Origin of the sequence: Rhizobium lentis, assembly GCF_014200175.1 — a bacterium.
Lineage (GTDB): Bacteria > Pseudomonadota > Alphaproteobacteria > Rhizobiales > Rhizobiaceae > Rhizobium > Rhizobium mulingense.
The window spans coordinates 398,435-413,430 of the sequence record NZ_JACHBD010000005.1 but is presented as its reverse complement, the minus strand read 5'-3'; the positions used below and the strand labels follow the sequence as shown (position 1 = coordinate 413,430).

Annotated in this window: 13 protein-coding genes; 9 read left to right on the top strand and 4 right to left on the bottom strand. The window is 60.6% G+C overall.

All coding sequences use genetic code 11. The features are described 5' to 3' along the window. Positions 1-96: 96 nt before the first annotated feature. From GGI60_RS14920 to glpK, 9 genes are all read left to right on the top strand, one after another. A complete protein-coding gene (locus GGI60_RS14920; protein WP_004673604.1) occupies positions 97-870 on the top strand; it encodes a DeoR/GlpR family DNA-binding transcription regulator in 774 nt (257 codons plus the stop codon). A gap of 110 nt (positions 871-980) precedes the next feature. Beyond that, positions 981-2,495 (top strand): glycerol-3-phosphate dehydrogenase, encoded by a 1,515-nt coding sequence (glpD, locus tag GGI60_RS14915; protein WP_183916950.1) that lies wholly within the window; start codon positions 981-983, stop codon positions 2,493-2,495. Positions 2,496-2,536: 41 nt separating this feature from the next. Next, positions 2,537-3,616, top strand: a complete 1,080-nt coding sequence (locus tag GGI60_RS14910; protein ID WP_183916948.1) for an ABC transporter ATP-binding protein — start codon at positions 2,537-2,539, stop codon at positions 3,614-3,616. 9 nt (positions 3,617-3,625) lie between these two features. Next, entirely contained in the window at positions 3,626-4,696 is a 1,071-nt protein-coding gene (locus GGI60_RS14905) for an ABC transporter ATP-binding protein (protein ID WP_004673594.1), read from the top strand. Between the two features lie 2 nt (positions 4,697-4,698). Beyond that, complete coding sequence (locus GGI60_RS14900; protein ID WP_012489874.1) at positions 4,699-5,565, top strand: carbohydrate ABC transporter permease; 867 nt, start codon at positions 4,699-4,701, stop codon at positions 5,563-5,565. A 1-nt stretch (position 5,566) separates the two neighbouring features. Continuing rightward, entirely contained in the window at positions 5,567-6,478 is a 912-nt protein-coding gene (locus GGI60_RS14895; protein ID WP_004673590.1) for a carbohydrate ABC transporter permease, read from the top strand. Then, entirely contained in the window at positions 6,478-6,774 is a 297-nt protein-coding gene (locus GGI60_RS14890; RefSeq protein WP_064830226.1) for a DUF2160 domain-containing protein, read from the top strand. The genes GGI60_RS14895 and GGI60_RS14890 overlap by 1 nt, the downstream gene beginning before the upstream one ends. A gap of 81 nt (positions 6,775-6,855) precedes the next feature. Beyond that, positions 6,856-8,580 (top strand): ABC transporter substrate-binding protein, encoded by a 1,725-nt coding sequence (locus GGI60_RS14885; protein WP_037145939.1) that lies wholly within the window; start codon positions 6,856-6,858, stop codon positions 8,578-8,580. Between the two features lie 148 nt (positions 8,581-8,728). Then, positions 8,729-10,231, top strand: a complete 1,503-nt coding sequence (glpK, locus tag GGI60_RS14880) for a glycerol kinase GlpK (protein ID WP_183916946.1) — start codon at positions 8,729-8,731, stop codon at positions 10,229-10,231. Positions 10,232-10,283: 52 nt separating this feature from the next. On the opposite strand, the gene GGI60_RS14875 is transcribed toward glpK, so the two are convergent. From GGI60_RS14875 to GGI60_RS14860, 4 genes are all read right to left on the bottom strand, one after another. Next, entirely contained in the window at positions 10,284-11,192 is a 909-nt protein-coding gene (locus GGI60_RS14875; protein WP_183916944.1) for an alanine--tRNA ligase-related protein, read from the bottom strand. Positions 11,193-11,320: 128 nt separating this feature from the next. Continuing rightward, on the bottom strand, positions 11,321-12,307 hold the full coding sequence (pdxA, locus tag GGI60_RS14870) for a 4-hydroxythreonine-4-phosphate dehydrogenase PdxA (protein WP_183916942.1): 987 nt from the start codon (positions 12,305-12,307) through the stop codon (positions 11,321-11,323). 30 nt (positions 12,308-12,337) lie between these two features. After that, positions 12,338-13,471 carry an iron-containing alcohol dehydrogenase gene (locus GGI60_RS14865; RefSeq protein ID WP_183916940.1) on the bottom strand — a complete coding sequence of 378 codons (1,134 nt, stop codon included), beginning with the start codon at positions 13,469-13,471 and terminating at the stop codon, positions 12,338-12,340. 336 nt (positions 13,472-13,807) lie between these two features. Continuing rightward, positions 13,808-14,995, bottom strand: a complete 1,188-nt coding sequence (locus tag GGI60_RS14860; RefSeq protein ID WP_183916937.1) for an exo-alpha-sialidase — start codon at positions 14,993-14,995, stop codon at positions 13,808-13,810. Between the last annotated feature and the right edge of the window lies 1 nt (position 14,996).

Genomic DNA, 14,996 nt, shown 5'->3' with positions numbered 1-14,996 from the left:
CACCAAATTCGGCGGCGAAAGCTCGCCGCCGACAAATAGGCGTTGCGCCGCCGTTCGCTTTCTTTAAAAACGAAAGCAGATCGAAAGGGGGCGCCGATGTTCTTGACCGACCGACAGACTGAAATCGTGGCGATCGCAAAATCGAGCGGCCGGGTTCTGGTCGAAGAGCTCGCCTCACGATTTTCGGTGACGCCGCAGACCATCCGCAAGGATCTGAACGATCTCTGCGATGCGCAGGTGCTGACCCGCATCCATGGCGGCGCGACGTTCCCGAGCGGAACGGAAAACGTTAAATACGAGGCGCGCCGCCAGATTGCCGCTTCGGAGAAACAGGCGATCGGCATGGCGGCCGTCGAATTGATCCCGAGCGGGGCCTCGCTCTTCATCAATATCGGCACGACGACCGAGGCGGTGGGCGAGGCGCTCGCCAATCATCACGAGCTGATGGTGATCACCAATAATATCAACGTCGCCAACAGGTTGCGCCTCTTTCCGGCAATCGAGGTCGTGATCGCCGGCGGGGTGGTGCGCGGCTCGGACGGCGGCATCGTCGGTGAAGCGGCGGTCGATTTCATCCGCCAGTTCAAGGTCGATTATGCCGTTATCGGCGCGTCGGCGATCGATATCGACGGCGCGCTTCTCGATTATGATTTTCGCGAGGTGAAGGTCGCACAGGCGATCATCGCCAATGCCCGCCACGTCATTCTCGTTGCCGATTCCACGAAGTTCGAACGCACCGCGCCGGTCCGGATCGGCCAGCTCTCCCAAGTTCACACCTTCATCACCGACCACTGTCCGGTGCCGTCGATCCGCAATCTCTGCCTGGAAAACAATGTGAAGCTGATCGAAACAAACAGCAGATCCCGATAACGTGTCAACATTCGTTTGACATTCGTATTCCTTTCGTTTTAACTGATGTCACTTTCGCAATCGCGCAAATTTTGTGCGATGCGAAATCAGCAGCAGGCTCGGAGGGGCAATTGGGCCGGGAGATATACGACATTTTCGTCATTGGCGGCGGCATCAACGGCTGCGGCATCGCGCGTGATGCCGTCGGGCGCGGCTATTCCGTCGCGCTGGCGGAGATGAACGATTTCGCCTCCGGCACGTCGTCCGGCGCCACCAAGCTGATTCATGGCGGCCTGCGTTATCTCGAGCATTATGAATTCCGGCTGGTGCGTGAATCGCTGATGGAGCGCGAGATCCTCTGGGCGATGGCGCCGCATATCATCTGGCCGCTGCGTTTCGTATTGCCTTATCATAAGGGCGGCATTCGTCCAGCCTGGCTGATCCGGCTCGGGCTCTTCCTCTACGACCATCTTGGCGGCCGCAAGCTGCTGCCGGCGACGTCGGTGCTCGACATGCGCAAGGATCCGGCCGGCAAGCCGCTGAAGGCGCTGTTTACGAGGGCTTTCGAATATTCCGACGGCTGGGTCGACGATGCCCGCATGGTGGTGCTGAACGCCCGCGACGCCGCCGACAAGGGCGCGACCATCCTGCCGCGTACCAAAGTGGTCTCGGCAAGGCGTGAGAACGGCCTGTGGCATATCGAGACTGTCGATACCGTCACCGGCCACAATGACAGCCACCAGGCCCGCATGTTGGTCAATGCCGCCGGCCCCTGGGTCGATGACGTCATCCGTTCCGCTTTCGGTCAGAACGAAGCCCACAATGTCCGCCTCGTCCAGGGCAGCCATATCGTCGTGAAGAAGAAGTTCGACGATCCGCGCGCCTATTTCTTTCAAAATCCGGACAATCGCATCATCTTCGCCATTCCCTACGAGGGCGATTTCACCCTGATCGGCACGACCGACCGCGACTATACCGCCGATCCCAAGGATGTCCGGATCTCCGAGGAGGAGACCGTCTATCTCTGCAATGCGGCGTCGGAATATTTCAAGGAGCCGGTGCGGCCGGAAGATATCGTCTGGACCTATTCGGCGGTCCGCCCGCTTTACGACGACGGCGCCTCGAAGGCGCAGGAGGCGACGCGCGACTATGTGCTGAAGCTGGAAGGCGAGGGGCAGACCGCGCCGCTGCTCAATGTATTCGGCGGCAAGCTCACCACCTATCGCCGGCTGTCCGAGCACGCGCTGGAGAAGATCGGGGCTGCGATCGGCGTCAAGGGTGCTCCGTGGACGGCCAAGAGCCATCTGCCCGGCGGCAATTTCCCGGTTCGCGGTTATGAGGGGCAGGTCGCCGCGCTGAAGCAGCGCTATCCGTTCCTCGCCGATCAGCACGCGCGCCGGCTGGTGCGTCGCTACGGCACCAGGGCCGAGACGCTGCTTGGCAACGCCCGTGGCATCAACGATCTTGGACGGTTGTTCGGCGGCGATCTCTACGAGGCCGAGGTCGCCTATCTGGTCGAACATGAATGGGCCCGGCACGCCGAAGACGTGCTGTGGAGGAGAACAAAGGATGGTCTGCGCCTTTCGAAGGAGCAGGCTCAGTCACTGGAGGAGTACATGGCTGCCATGCCGGCGATGGCCGGATAGGCAGCGTGTGATCCCCGCTGCGTGGAGGCACGGGAACAGGAATGCTGGAATTGCGAAACGCCGCCAAAATGGTGGGCGCGGACTATCACATCTATCCGACCGATCTGGTCCTCGAGCGCGGCACGCTGAACGTCCTGCTCGGGCCGACGCTGTCGGGCAAGACGTCGCTGATGCGGCTGATGGCCGGGCTCGACCGTCCGACCGCCGGCTCTGTCCATTTCGACGGCGCCGACGTCACCGGCATGCCGGTGCAGAAGCGCAATGTCGCCATGGTCTACCAGCAGTTCATCAACTATCCGGCATTGACCGTTTATGAAAACATCGCCTCGCCGATGCGCATTTCGGGCAAGGATGCCGCCACGATCGACCGAGACGTGCGCAAGGCCGCCGAACTTCTGAAGCTTACGCCCTATCTCGACCGCACGCCGCTGAACCTCTCCGGCGGCCAGCAGCAGCGCACCGCGCTTGCTCGCGCGCTCGTCAAGAATGCCAGCCTGGTGCTGATGGACGAGCCGCTTGCCAACCTCGATTACAAGCTGCGCGAAGAGCTGCGGCAGGAATTGCCGAAGATCTTCGCCCAGTCCGGCGCGATCTTCGTCTACGCCACGACGGAACCCTCGGAAGCCTTGTTGCTTGGTGGCAATACCGCAGCGCTCAACGAGGGCCGGATCACGCAGTTCGGCCCGACGATCGAGGTCTACCGCAATCCGCTCGATCTGACGACGGCGAAAACTTTCGCCGATCCGCCGCTGAATTTTATTGATCTGGTCAAATCGGACGGCAATTTCCTGCGCGATGGCGATGTGATTTTTGCCGTGCCGGCGCATCTTCAGAACGTGCCGGACGGGCCGGCAACGATCGCGTTTCACCCGCATCATCTTGCTCCAACCGCCCAGACGGCCAATTCGGCGCGGCTGACGGCACGGACACAAATTTCGGAGATCACGGGGTCGGAAAGTTTCGTGCATCTGCAATTTGCCGATACCCGCTGGGTGATGCTTGCGCACGGCATCCACAACATCGACCCTGACGCGGACCTCTCCGTTTTCATCGACACGCGCCACCTGATGGCGTTCGGCGCGGACGGCCGGGCGATCACTACCGTCGGGCAGAGGGGCTAGGAGAAGATCATGGCACGTATCACCCTCGATCATATTCGACATGCCTATGGGCCGAACCCGAAGACCGAGAAGGACTACGCCCTCAAGGAAGTGCACCACGAGTGGAACGATGGCGGCGCCTATGCGCTGCTCGGACCTTCAGGCTGCGGAAAGACCTCGCTGCTCAATATCATTTCCGGCCTTATCCAGCCGTCCGAAGGGCGAATTCTCTTCGATGGACACGATGTTACGAACCTGCCGACGCAGCAGCGAAATATTGCGCAGGTATTCCAGTTTCCGGTCATCTACGACACGATGACCGTCTATGACAATCTGGCTTTTCCCTTGCGCAACCGCGGAGTGGCGGAGCCGGATGTTGATCGTCGTGTCCGCGAAATATTGGAGATGATCGACCTTGGAGGCTGGGCCAAGCGACGTGCCCGCGGTTTGACGGCGGACCAAAAGCAGAAGATTTCGCTCGGCCGCGGCCTCGTGCGCTCGGATGTGAACGCGATTCTCTTCGACGAGCCGCTCACTGTTATCGATCCGCATATGAAATGGGTGCTGCGATCGCAGCTGAAGCGGCTGCATAAGCAGTTCGGTTTTACCATGGTCTATGTCACGCATGACCAGACGGAGGCGCTGACCTTCGCCGACAAGGTCGTGGTGATGTACGATGGCCAGATTGTGCAGATCGGCACGCCGGCCGAACTCTTCGAGCGTCCGAGCCATACCTTCGTCGGCTACTTCATCGGGTCTCCGGGTATGAACTTCATGCCGGCTAAGGTGGAAGGCCGCACGGTTCGGGTCGGCGAGCATGCACTGACGCTCGACTATGCGCCGAAAACGTCGGCAGCGGCCAAGGTAGAGCTTGGAATCCGGCCCGAGTTTGTTCGGGTCGGCCGCGAAGGCATGCCGGTGACCGTCAGCAAGGTGGAAGACATCGGCCGGCAGAAGATCGTCCGCGCGCAGTTTGCCGGCCAGCCGATCGCGATCGTCGTTCCTGAGGACGAAGAAATTCCGGCTGATCCCCGGGTGACCTTCGAGCCGTCGGGTATCAGTATCTATGCCGACTCTTGGCGCGCTGGACCGGAGGCTTGATCATGGAAAAAACCTGGAACAACAAAGCGTGGTTTCTGGTCCTGCCGGTCCTCGTGCTGGTGGCGTTCTCGGCCGTCATCCCCTTGATGACGGTTGTGAACTATTCCGTTCAGGACACTTTCGGAAACAACCAGTTCTTCTGGAACGGAACGGACTGGTTTACCCAAGTCCTGCATTCCGACCGTTTCTGGGCCGCCCTGCAGCGAAACCTGATTTTTTCGCTGATCATTCTCGCTCTTGAGATCCCGCTCGGTATCTTCATTGCGCTCAACATGCCGAAATCGGGCATCGGCGTGCCCGTGTGCCTGGTTCTGATGGCACTGCCACTGCTGATCCCGTGGAACGTTGTCGGCACGATCTGGCAGGTGTTCGGCCGCAACGACATCGGTTTGTTCGGCTATTACATCAATGCCATCGGCATCGATTACAACTATGTGCAGGATCCGCTCGATGCCTGGGTGACGATCATCATCATGGATGTCTGGCATTGGACGAGCTTGGTCGTTTTGCTCTGCTATGCCGGCCTCGTTTCCATTCCAGATGCCTTCTATCAGGCAGCCAAGATCGACGGTGCGTCTCGTTGGGCCGTATTCCGGTATATCCAGCTGCCAAAGATGAAGCGCGTTCTTCTGATCGCCGTGCTGCTGCGTTTCATGGATAGCTTCATGATCTATACCGAGCCGTTTGTCGTTACGGGCGGCGGTCCGGGCAACTCGACCACTTTCCTGTCGATCGATCTGGTCAAAACCGCGCTCGGACAGTTTGACCTCGGTCCGGCCGCTGCCATGTCGCTGATCTATTTCCTCATCATCCTGCTGCTTTCGTGGGTGTTCTACACCGTCATGACAAGCCACGACGCGGAGAATTGAAATGAGCGCCTCCAACGAAACGACAGCGAGCCGAAAAATCTCGGGCGTTACCAATGTCGCAAGCGGTCTCTCCTCCGATGAGGTTAGCCGTCTGATGCGCCGGCGCGGCGAGGAATCGCGCTGGTGGTGGCTGGTTCCGACGATCTATATCATCGTGCTGCTGCTGCCGATCTACTGGCTCGTCAACATGAGCTTCAAGACCAATGCGGAAATCGTCAATTCTCTGACGCTTTATCCGCATAACCCGACGATCGCCAATTACGTGACGATCTTTACGGAGAAAGCGTGGTATTCCGGCTATCTCAATTCGATCACTTATGTCGTCATGAACATGGTGATCTCGGTGGCGGTCGCGTTGCCGGCCGCCTATGCCTTCTCCCGTTATCGGTTCCTCGGCGACAAGCATCTCTTCTTCTGGCTGCTGACGAACCGGATGGCGCCGCCGGCCGTCTTTGCCCTGCCGTTCTTCCAGCTCTATTCGGCGTTTGGACTGATCGATACGCACATCGCCGTGGCATTGGCGCATTGCCTCTTCAACGTGCCGCTGGCGGTCTGGATTCTTGAAGGCTTCATGTCGGGCGTGCCCAAGGAAATCGACGAAACGGCTTATATCGACGGCTACTCGTTCCCACGATTCTTCCTGAAGATCTTCACGCCGCTGATTGCGAGCGGCATCGGTGTCGCCTGCTTCTTCTGCTTCATGTTCTCCTGGGTCGAGTTGCTGATCGCAAGAACGTTGACGACGACCGACGCGAAGCCGATCGCTGCCACCATGACCCGTACCGTCTCGGCATCCGGCATGGATTGGGGTCTGCTCGCCGCTGCGGGTGTGGTGACCTTAATCCCAGGGGCGCTGGTGATCTGGTTCGTGCGCAATTACATCGCTAAGGGCTTCGCCCTGGGGAGGGTTTGATGAGCTTTTCGCTTCCCGATTTTTCATGGATGGCATGGACCTGGCCTACGGCCGCTTTCTTCATCGTCATCGTATTGCTGCTGATCGGCATGGGGGTCTGGGAGTATGCCGTGCCGGGCGGCAACCCGCGGATCGGAATCCTGCGCTTCGAGACGACGCGCGGTGACCGGCTTTTCCTTTCGCTGCTCGGCAGCGCCTTTATCAATCTTGCCTGGCTTGGTCTCGCGGGATCAAGCCTCTGGTGGGCTCTCGCCCTCTCCGTCGTCTACGCCGTCGGCGTATTCCGTTACGTGTGAGGCAAGCTGATGCAGATGGCCGGGGGTATTTCTGGCCACCTGAGACGTGAAGACCGCAATCGCAAACCCTGGGAGGACATTATGCGAAGGCATTTATTGACGACGACAGCAGCGGTACTGCTGGCCATGACCGGGTCGGCCTATGCCGGCATGGACGAGGCAAAGACTTTCCTGGATAAAGAGATCGGCGACATGTCGACGCTCTCTCGCGCCGACCAGGAAAAGGAAATGCAGTGGTTCGTCGATGCTGCGAAGCCATTCGCCGGCATGGAGATCAAGGTCGTTTCGGAAACCTTGACCACCCACAAGTATGAGTCCGAAGTTCTGGCTCCGGCCTTTACTGCGATCACCGGCATCAAGGTCACGCACGACGTCATTCAAGAGGGCGACGTTGTCGAGAAGATCCAGACACAGATGCAGACCGGTCAGAACCTTTATGACGGCTGGGTCAACGACTCCGACCTGATCGGGACCCACTGGCGCTATCAGCAGGTGCGCAACCTGACTGACTGGATGGCCGGCGAAGGCAAGGACGTTACCAACCCCGGCCTCGATATCGACGACTTCATCGGCACCAAGTTCACGACGGCGCCGGACAAGAAGCTCTACCAGCTTCCTGACCAGCAGTTCGCCAACCTCTACTGGTTCCGCTACGACTGGTTTAACGATGAGAAGAACAAGGCTGATTTCAAGGCGAAATACGGCTACGACCTCGGCGTTCCGGTCAATTGGTCGGCTTATGAGGACATCGCCGAATTCTTTACCGGCCGTGACGAGAACGGCAAGAAGGTCTTCGGCCACATGGACTACGGCAAGAAGGACCCGTCGCTCGGCTGGCGCTTCACCGATGCCTGGCTTTCGATGGCCGGCAACGGTGACAAGGGTCTGCCGAACGGTCTTCCGGTCGACGAATGGGGTATCAAGGTCGACGAGAAGTCGCGCCCCGTCGGTTCGTGCGTCGCCCGCGGCGGCGATACCAACGGTCCGGCATCGGTCTATTCGATCCAGAAGTACCTCGATTGGTTGAAGGCTTACGCGCCGCCGGAAGCTCAGGGCATGACCTTCTCGGAATCCGGTCCCGTTCCGGCACAGGGTAACGTCGCGCAGCAGATCTTCTGGTACACGGCGTTTACCGCAGACATGGTCAAGCCTGGCCTGCCTGTCATGAACGAGGACGGCACGCCGAAATGGCGTATGGCGCCGAGCCCGCATGGCGTTTACTGGAAAGACGGCATGAAGCTCGGTTATCAGGACGTCGGTTCCTGGACGCTGATGAAATCGACCCCGACGGACCGTGCGAAAGCTGCCTGGCTCTATGCACAGTTCGTGACTTCCAAGACGGTCGACGTGAAGAAGAGCCAGCTCGGTCTCACCTTCATCCGCGAATCCACCATTCGCGACAAGAGCTTTACGGAGCGTGCTCCGAAGCTCGGCGGTCTGATCGAGTTCTATCGTTCGCCGGCGCGTGTTCAGTGGTCGCCAACCGGTACCAACGTTCCGGACTATCCGAAGCTGGCTCAGCTTTGGTGGCAGGCAATCGGCGATGCTTCCTCCGGTGCGAAGACACCGCAGGAAGCCATGGATTCTCTTTGCGGCGAGCAGGAGAAGGTCATGGGCCGTATCGAGAAATCGGGCGTTCAGGGCGATATCGGCCCGAAGCTCGCCGAAGAGCATGATCTCGCTTATTGGAACGCGGATGCGGTGAAGAAGGGCAACCTTGCGCCGCAGCTGAAGATCGAGAACGAGAAGGAAAAGCCGGTCACCGTCAACTACGACGAACTCGTCAAGAGCTGGCAGTCGAAGTAAGGCGCACCTCGGCCGGAGGCGACGAGGCTTCCGGCCATCCCCTTCCCGCCACCGGCAGCAAGCCGGTGGCACCCACAATCTTTCTCTCATGAAATCCCCGCATCCGCCCTCCTGGGGCGGAGCGGTTTCGTGCGAGCCGGAAACGGATATGAGCGGCTATATTCTTTCGATCGACCAGGGCACGACGTCTTCGCGCGCGATTATCTTCGATGGCGGCATGAAAATGGCCGGATCGGCGCAGGCGGAGATCACCCAATATTATCCGCAGCCGGGATGGGTGGAGCACGACGCGGCCGAAATCTGGCAGTCCGTCGCCGATACGGCGCGCAAGGCGATCGCCGATGCCGGTTTGAAGCCTACCGATATTTCCGCCGTCGGCATCACCAACCAGCGCGAGACGGCGGTCGTCTGGGATCGCCGGTCCGGAACTCCTCTTCACCGCGCGATCGTCTGGCAGGACCGCCGTACGGCGGAAATGTGCGAAAGCCTGAAGGCGGACGGATATGAGAAGCTGTTCAGCGCCAAGACCGGGCTGCTGCTCGACCCGTACTTTTCGGGGACAAAGCTGCGCTGGCTGCTCGACAATGTCGATGGGCTGCGCGAGAAGGCGGAGGCAGGCGAGGTCTGCTTCGGTACGATCGACAGTTGGTTGATCTACAAGCTGACCGGCGGCCGCGTGCACGCGACCGATGCAACCAATGCATCGCGAACGCTGCTCTATAATATCGATGACGGCGCCTGGGACGAGGAGCTGCTCGGCATTCTCGGTATTCCCACAGCGATGCTGCCAGAGGTCAGGGAATGCGCCGACGATTTCGGCCGCGTTGATAAGGCTCTCTTCGGTGTGGAGCTTCCGATCCTCGGGGTGGCCGGCGACCAGCAGGCGGCGGCCGTGGGCAACGCCTGCTTCGAGCCCGGCATGATGAAATCCACCTATGGCACCGGCTGTTTCGCCCTGCTGAACACCGGCCGGGACCGTGTTTCCTCCACCAACCGGATGCTGACGACCATCGCCTGCCGCCTCGACGGCGAGACGACCTATGCGCTCGAAGGCTCGATCTTCATCGCCGGTGCCGCCGTGCAATGGCTGCGCGATGGGCTCGGTATCATCGAGCAGGCGTCCGAGGCAGGCGTGCTTGCGGCCAAGGCCGATCCCGGGCAGCAGGTCTATATCGTTCCGGCCTTCACCGGGCTGGGCGCGCCCTACTGGGACCCGGCGGCGCGCGGCGCGATCTTCGGCCTGACACGAAACAGCGGGCCGGCGGAATTTGCCCGCGCCGTGCTTGAATCCGTCGCCTATCAGACGCTCGACCTGCTTGTGGCGATGAAGAAGGACTGGGGTGTCAACCAGCTGGAAACCGTGCTGCGAGTCGACGGCGGCATGGCGGCTTCCGACTGGACGATGCAATGCCTGGCCGACATGACCGGCAATCCAGTTGACCGGTCGGCGATCCGCGAGACGACGGCACTTGGTGCGGCCTGGCTTGCCGGCTCGAAGGCCGGCATCTGGCCCGGCCGGCGGGAGTTTGCGCAAGCCTGGGCCTGCGACCGCCGCTTCAGCCCGTCGATCGAGGAGGGCGAGCGTCAGGCCAAGATCATCGGCTGGAAAAACGCCGTATCGCGGATGATTTCGGATACAGCTGCGGGGTAGCGACGGACGGAGCGGCTAAGGCCTCCCGGTTTTCTCGGGAGGCCTGTTCACGCTATTCGTCGATCGTCTCACCGATGTCGGAGAGATCGATGCCATGGGTGTCGAACCACCAGCCGGGACTCATATCCGGGTGCCGGTCGCGCAGGCGCAGATATTTAGCGCTGAGCCGCAGCTGGCGTTCGATCTCTTCTGCGAAGAAGGGATGATCGAGTGAGCCGCCCATCTTGTGGATGCGACGGAGCAGTTTTCGCAGGACGTATCCCTGCTCCTTGTTGCCAGGCCGGTAGCCGCTTTCCACGATTGTCAGCACCGTCTCGCACAATGTCCCGAGCGCATCGTCTGGCGGCGTGCCGTTGACGATCATATCGAGACGCTCTGTGCCGAAGCCGACGTCGATGCAGGTTCCAAGCGGATTGACGATGTTTCCGATTTCGACACCATCCTTGTAAAACTCGGTGCAGTATCCGCTGATGCTGCCATCACTCCATATGCATTCCGGATCTGCAACGATCGCCGCACGCCCGTCATAGAGCGGCGTCCATTCGGCCAGACGGTCGGGATGGATCGTCACATGATCCGGCACGAGGCCAAGCGTTGCCAGAAGTTCGAGCCAGAAGTCGATGGCGTTGCCGACGGTCATTTCCCTGAAAGAGAAAAGGCCGAGCATGGTGAAATGGAGGAGATGAGTTCCGTCGCCGATCTCGTCGAGGTCGCCCATGCGCAGGCAAGCCTGGCTGTTTGCGACTGTTCCACTATAGGAGGGATCGGAGAAGAGGGCTTTGTATTGCTGCATTCCAGCGCTGCAGAAGAGCGTTGTATCGTCATGCGGCCGTACGGAATCAATGCGTGTGAAATCGATACCCTTGGAAAGGCAGAAGTCTTGATAGTGCTGGATCAGGCGTCCCGCTGTGACGTAGGCAACCTCCTTTGCTGTTCGTGCCTTTCTGCAAGATAGCGACATAATCCCTGTCCGGCAACTTGCGTCGGCGAGCATTCACGAACCGCCGTCTCTTCGGTCTATTGACGAGGCGGTAGTAGAATATTGTGTTTTCGTGAGGAGCGCCCTTCTTGTTTCCTCGGACGCTCCGATCACATCTCCCGCCGCGGTGAGCGCGCCATCAGCCGCGCATAGGCGATGGCCGAGAGCATGTTGACGTGGTTGGCCTTGCCGGTGCCGGCGATGTCGAAAGCGGTGCCGTGGTCGACCGAGACGCGGTCGATCGGCAGACCAAGCGAGACGTTGACCGCCGTTTCGAAGGCGACGAGCTTGATCGGGATGTGGCCCTGATCGTGATATTGGGCGATGACGAGGTCGAAGGCGCCATTATAGGCGCGGGCGAAGACCGTGTCGGCGGAGATCGGGCCGACGACGTCGATGCCATTGGCCCGGGCCTGCTCGACCGCCGGCGCCAGGAATTCCATGTCCTCGGTGCCGAACAGGCCATTTTCGCCGCAATGCGGATTGAGGCCGGCAACCGCGATGCGCGCCTTTTTGCCGAGGCGCAGAAAATGGCGGTGGCCGGCTTCGATGGTCGCCAGCACCCGCTCGGTCTTGGCGCGTTCGATCGCGCCCTTCAGCGAGATATGGGTCGAGACATGGATGGTGTTCAGCCGCTCGGAGGCAAGCAGCATGAAGGAGCTTTTCGAACCGGTGAGATGGGCGAGCAGCCCGGTATGGCCGTCATGATGATGGCCGGCAAGGTTCATCGCCTCCTTGTTGATCGGCGCGGTGACGATGACATCGGCTTGCCCTGATATGGCGAGATCGACCGCGCGGGTGATGTAGCGCACCGAGGCATCGCCGGCGACGGGGCTGACCTTGCCGATTTCGGGGAGGGCCGCGCTGAGCGGGACTTCATCGACGGCGATCCTGTCATCGCCGGGGGCATCGGCCGGCCCGAATTTCAGCCCGGTGCCGCTGACGCGGTCGGCGCGTTCCAGCGCTTCGACATTGCCGATGATGACGAAATCGCGGCGCTCTTCGCTCGGAAGAGCCGCCAGGGCCTTGACGATCACCTCGGGGCCGACGCCGGCGGGATCACCGAGCGTGACGGCGACTTTCGCATTCCTGTCCATGATCAAAGTCCCTTCTGAAAACCGTGTCGCCTAAAAGGCGGCCGCGTAAATCGAGCGAATGTCGGCGCGCGTAAGGTCGCGCGGATTGTTGTCGAGCAGGCGCCGGATGGCAAACGCGTCGTCGGCCATGGCGTCGAGATCGCTTTCCGGCACGCCGAGGCCCGACAGTTTCATCTCGATGCCAAGTCCGGCGCAGAAAGCGTAGGCCGCATCGAAGACGGAGCCTGAGTTTTCCGAGGTTTGACATCCAAGCGCTGCCATCACCGCTTTCGTCTTCTCGGGCGCAGACGGCGTGTTGAAGGCGAGAACATGCGGGAAGATCAGCGCATTGGCCGCGCCATGCGCCACATGCCAGCGCGTGCCGAGCGGATAGGCGAGCGCATGGCCGCCGGCGGTGTTGACCGGGCCAAGGCAGAAGCCGCCATAAAGCGAGGCCAGTGACAGGCCGGCGCGCGCTTCGGCGTCGTTGCCGGCCCTGACGGCGCGAGCGAGATATTTGCCGACCAGCCGCGTTCCCTCGATTGCATAGATATCGATCATCGGATGGGCCTTGCGGTTGGTAAAGGCCTCGACGCAATGGGCCATGGCGTCGACGCCGGTGGCGGCCGTGGTGCGGGCCGGCACGCTGAAGGTCAGGGCCGGATCGATGACGGCGATATCTGCCAGCATATGCAGGCTTTCGACTGCAAGCTTGGCCTTTGTCCGGGGGTCGGTGACGAGCGCGCGGATACCGGCCTCGCTGCCGGTGCCCGATGTCGTCGGCACCTGGGCAAGCGCTGCCTTGCGCGGCCCATGCACCTTGTTGGGTCCGACGACGTCATGCAGCGTCTGCGCCGAGCCGGCAAGAACGGCAGCGAGTTTTGCCAGATCCATGGCGCTGCCGCCGCCGAAGCCGACGATCAGCTCGGCGTCGGCGCCGTTGGCCGCCGCCAGGACTTTTTCGAGGTTGGCCGTATCCGGCTCGGGCGTTACTTCGGCAAAGACCGTCACGTCGCCCTTTAATTCCAGCAGGTCGATGCGCGAGGCATTGAAAGCGTCGGAGATGACAAGCGTGCGCCTATAGCCCTTTTCCGCGGCCCATTTGCCGAGCTTTGCCGCCGTGCCGATGCCGAATTCGATCAGATGCGGCCGAATGATCGTGATTGGCGAATCCAAGCTGGCCATGAACCAGTCCTCCTGCAAGATCTTGCGGCAATAGTGTTACCCCATTTATTGTAAAGTTGTAAGATCAATGTCAAGCCAGCTTTCCCGGCTCGGGGATATTTTATTCCCGAACATGCGGCAGAACAGGTTTCAGCGGATCGCATTACATAAACATAGTATTATAAATCAAACATTTAGGATGTGGTCGGATGAAACAGGCAGTTAAAAGGTCAGCCGCCGTCGCGGCGGTGGGGAGCCAATCTGTTGTCAAATACTCGGCGTGGCCGCCCAATCTCCTCGGTTCCCTATTTACGCGGGGATCGGAAGGCAGATTTACAATTCCAGGCCGCATCTTGCCTACGGCAGCGCCTGCGGAGCGAGCCGCACATATTTGATGGCGCGCCGGTAATAGGTGTAGGCGACATGCAACGTGCCATCGCTGCCCTCAATGACCGAGGGATAGGAGAATTCGCGGTTCAGGGAATCCTTGGAATTGTTGCTGAGGCAGAAGCCGTCGCCCGTATCGAGATCCATGCGATCCGGAAAGGTCCTGCCGCCATCCCTTGAGATCGCCACGCTGAGCGGCGCGCGCGGAACACCCCAGACCGCCTTGGGGCCGGCGTCGGCAACGATTGCAGCGCTCTTTCCAGCTTCGTCACCCTCGATTTCGTCGTAGAGAGACTGCCGCCGCGCGTCCGACATCGTCGCGTTCGAATGGTTGTAGACGATTGCAATCCCCCCATTTTTCAGAACGGTGGCCTGAATGGAGGAGTTGTTGTTCGGCAGTCCGGTCGGCTCGGGCGGGCTCCATGTTTCGCCGCCATCCGCCGACCGGCTGGAAAGGATGGTTTCGGCGAAACGATTGCGGTAGAAGGCGATCATCTCGTCGCCGCCAAGCGGCAGAATGTTCATGTGCACGGCGCCGAGACTGTCCGGAACATCACGCATTTGCCAGCTCGCGCCGCCGTCGCGCGAGACCAGCACCGCTGCCGTATCGGCATCGCCGCTCCAGCGTTGGCCCTCAAGCCCGACGCAGCGGAAGATCGGCAGCAGCCAGTCGCCCCGATCGTTGACGATGATCGGTTGGCGAACGAAGGTACCGGGACTGCCGCAGAGGATGTTGACCGCGCCGAATGTCTTGCCGCCGTCATCCGATATACGGCATTTGACAATCGAGCCATCCTGGTTGCCTGAGGTCTGCGATGTGTAGAGCAGCCATGTCTTTCCGTCCGGCGCATTGAAAATCAATGGGTTCTGCTCGGATTTCTCAGGATCGTCGCTCATCCTTTCCGGTTCCGACCAGCGCTGGGAGCCAGGCGCCAGCCGCGACATGTAAATCGAAATGTCTCCCATGCCCTCCATTGTGCCGCCGAACCAGACGCAGGTCAGCGTGCCGTCGGGAAGAAAGGCGAGATTTGCTGCATGGTTCTGGATGCAGGGTGAGGGCAGGTAGGCATCGGCGCGGCCGGCGATAGAGGGGTGAGGGGTGACGATCCCGGTCATCAGAGCGGGCACGGCTTCCGGAGGCAGGCCGGTAAATGTCATG

Coding starts and splice junctions, on each gene's coding strand:
- glpK (WP_183916946.1), top strand. CDS start 8,729: ATGAGCGGCTATATTCTTTCGATCGACCAGGGCACGACGTCTTCGCGC.
- GGI60_RS14885 (WP_037145939.1), top strand. CDS start 6,856: ATGCGAAGGCATTTATTGACGACGACAGCAGCGGTACTGCTGGCCATG.
- GGI60_RS14860 (WP_183916937.1), bottom strand. CDS start 14,995: ATGACATTTACCGGCCTGCCTCCGGAAGCCGTGCCCGCTCTGATGACC.
- GGI60_RS14920 (WP_004673604.1), top strand. CDS start 97: ATGTTCTTGACCGACCGACAGACTGAAATCGTGGCGATCGCAAAATCG.
- GGI60_RS14890 (WP_064830226.1), top strand. CDS start 6,478: ATGAGCTTTTCGCTTCCCGATTTTTCATGGATGGCATGGACCTGGCCT.
- GGI60_RS14865 (WP_183916940.1), bottom strand. CDS start 13,471: ATGGCCAGCTTGGATTCGCCAATCACGATCATTCGGCCGCATCTGATC.
- GGI60_RS14910 (WP_183916948.1), top strand. CDS start 2,537: ATGCTGGAATTGCGAAACGCCGCCAAAATGGTGGGCGCGGACTATCAC.
- pdxA (WP_183916942.1), bottom strand. CDS start 12,307: ATGGACAGGAATGCGAAAGTCGCCGTCACGCTCGGTGATCCCGCCGGC.
- GGI60_RS14900 (WP_012489874.1), top strand. CDS start 4,699: ATGGAAAAAACCTGGAACAACAAAGCGTGGTTTCTGGTCCTGCCGGTC.
- GGI60_RS14895 (WP_004673590.1), top strand. CDS start 5,567: ATGAGCGCCTCCAACGAAACGACAGCGAGCCGAAAAATCTCGGGCGTT.
- GGI60_RS14905 (WP_004673594.1), top strand. CDS start 3,626: ATGGCACGTATCACCCTCGATCATATTCGACATGCCTATGGGCCGAAC.
- GGI60_RS14875 (WP_183916944.1), bottom strand. CDS start 11,192: ATGTCGCTATCTTGCAGAAAGGCACGAACAGCAAAGGAGGTTGCCTAC.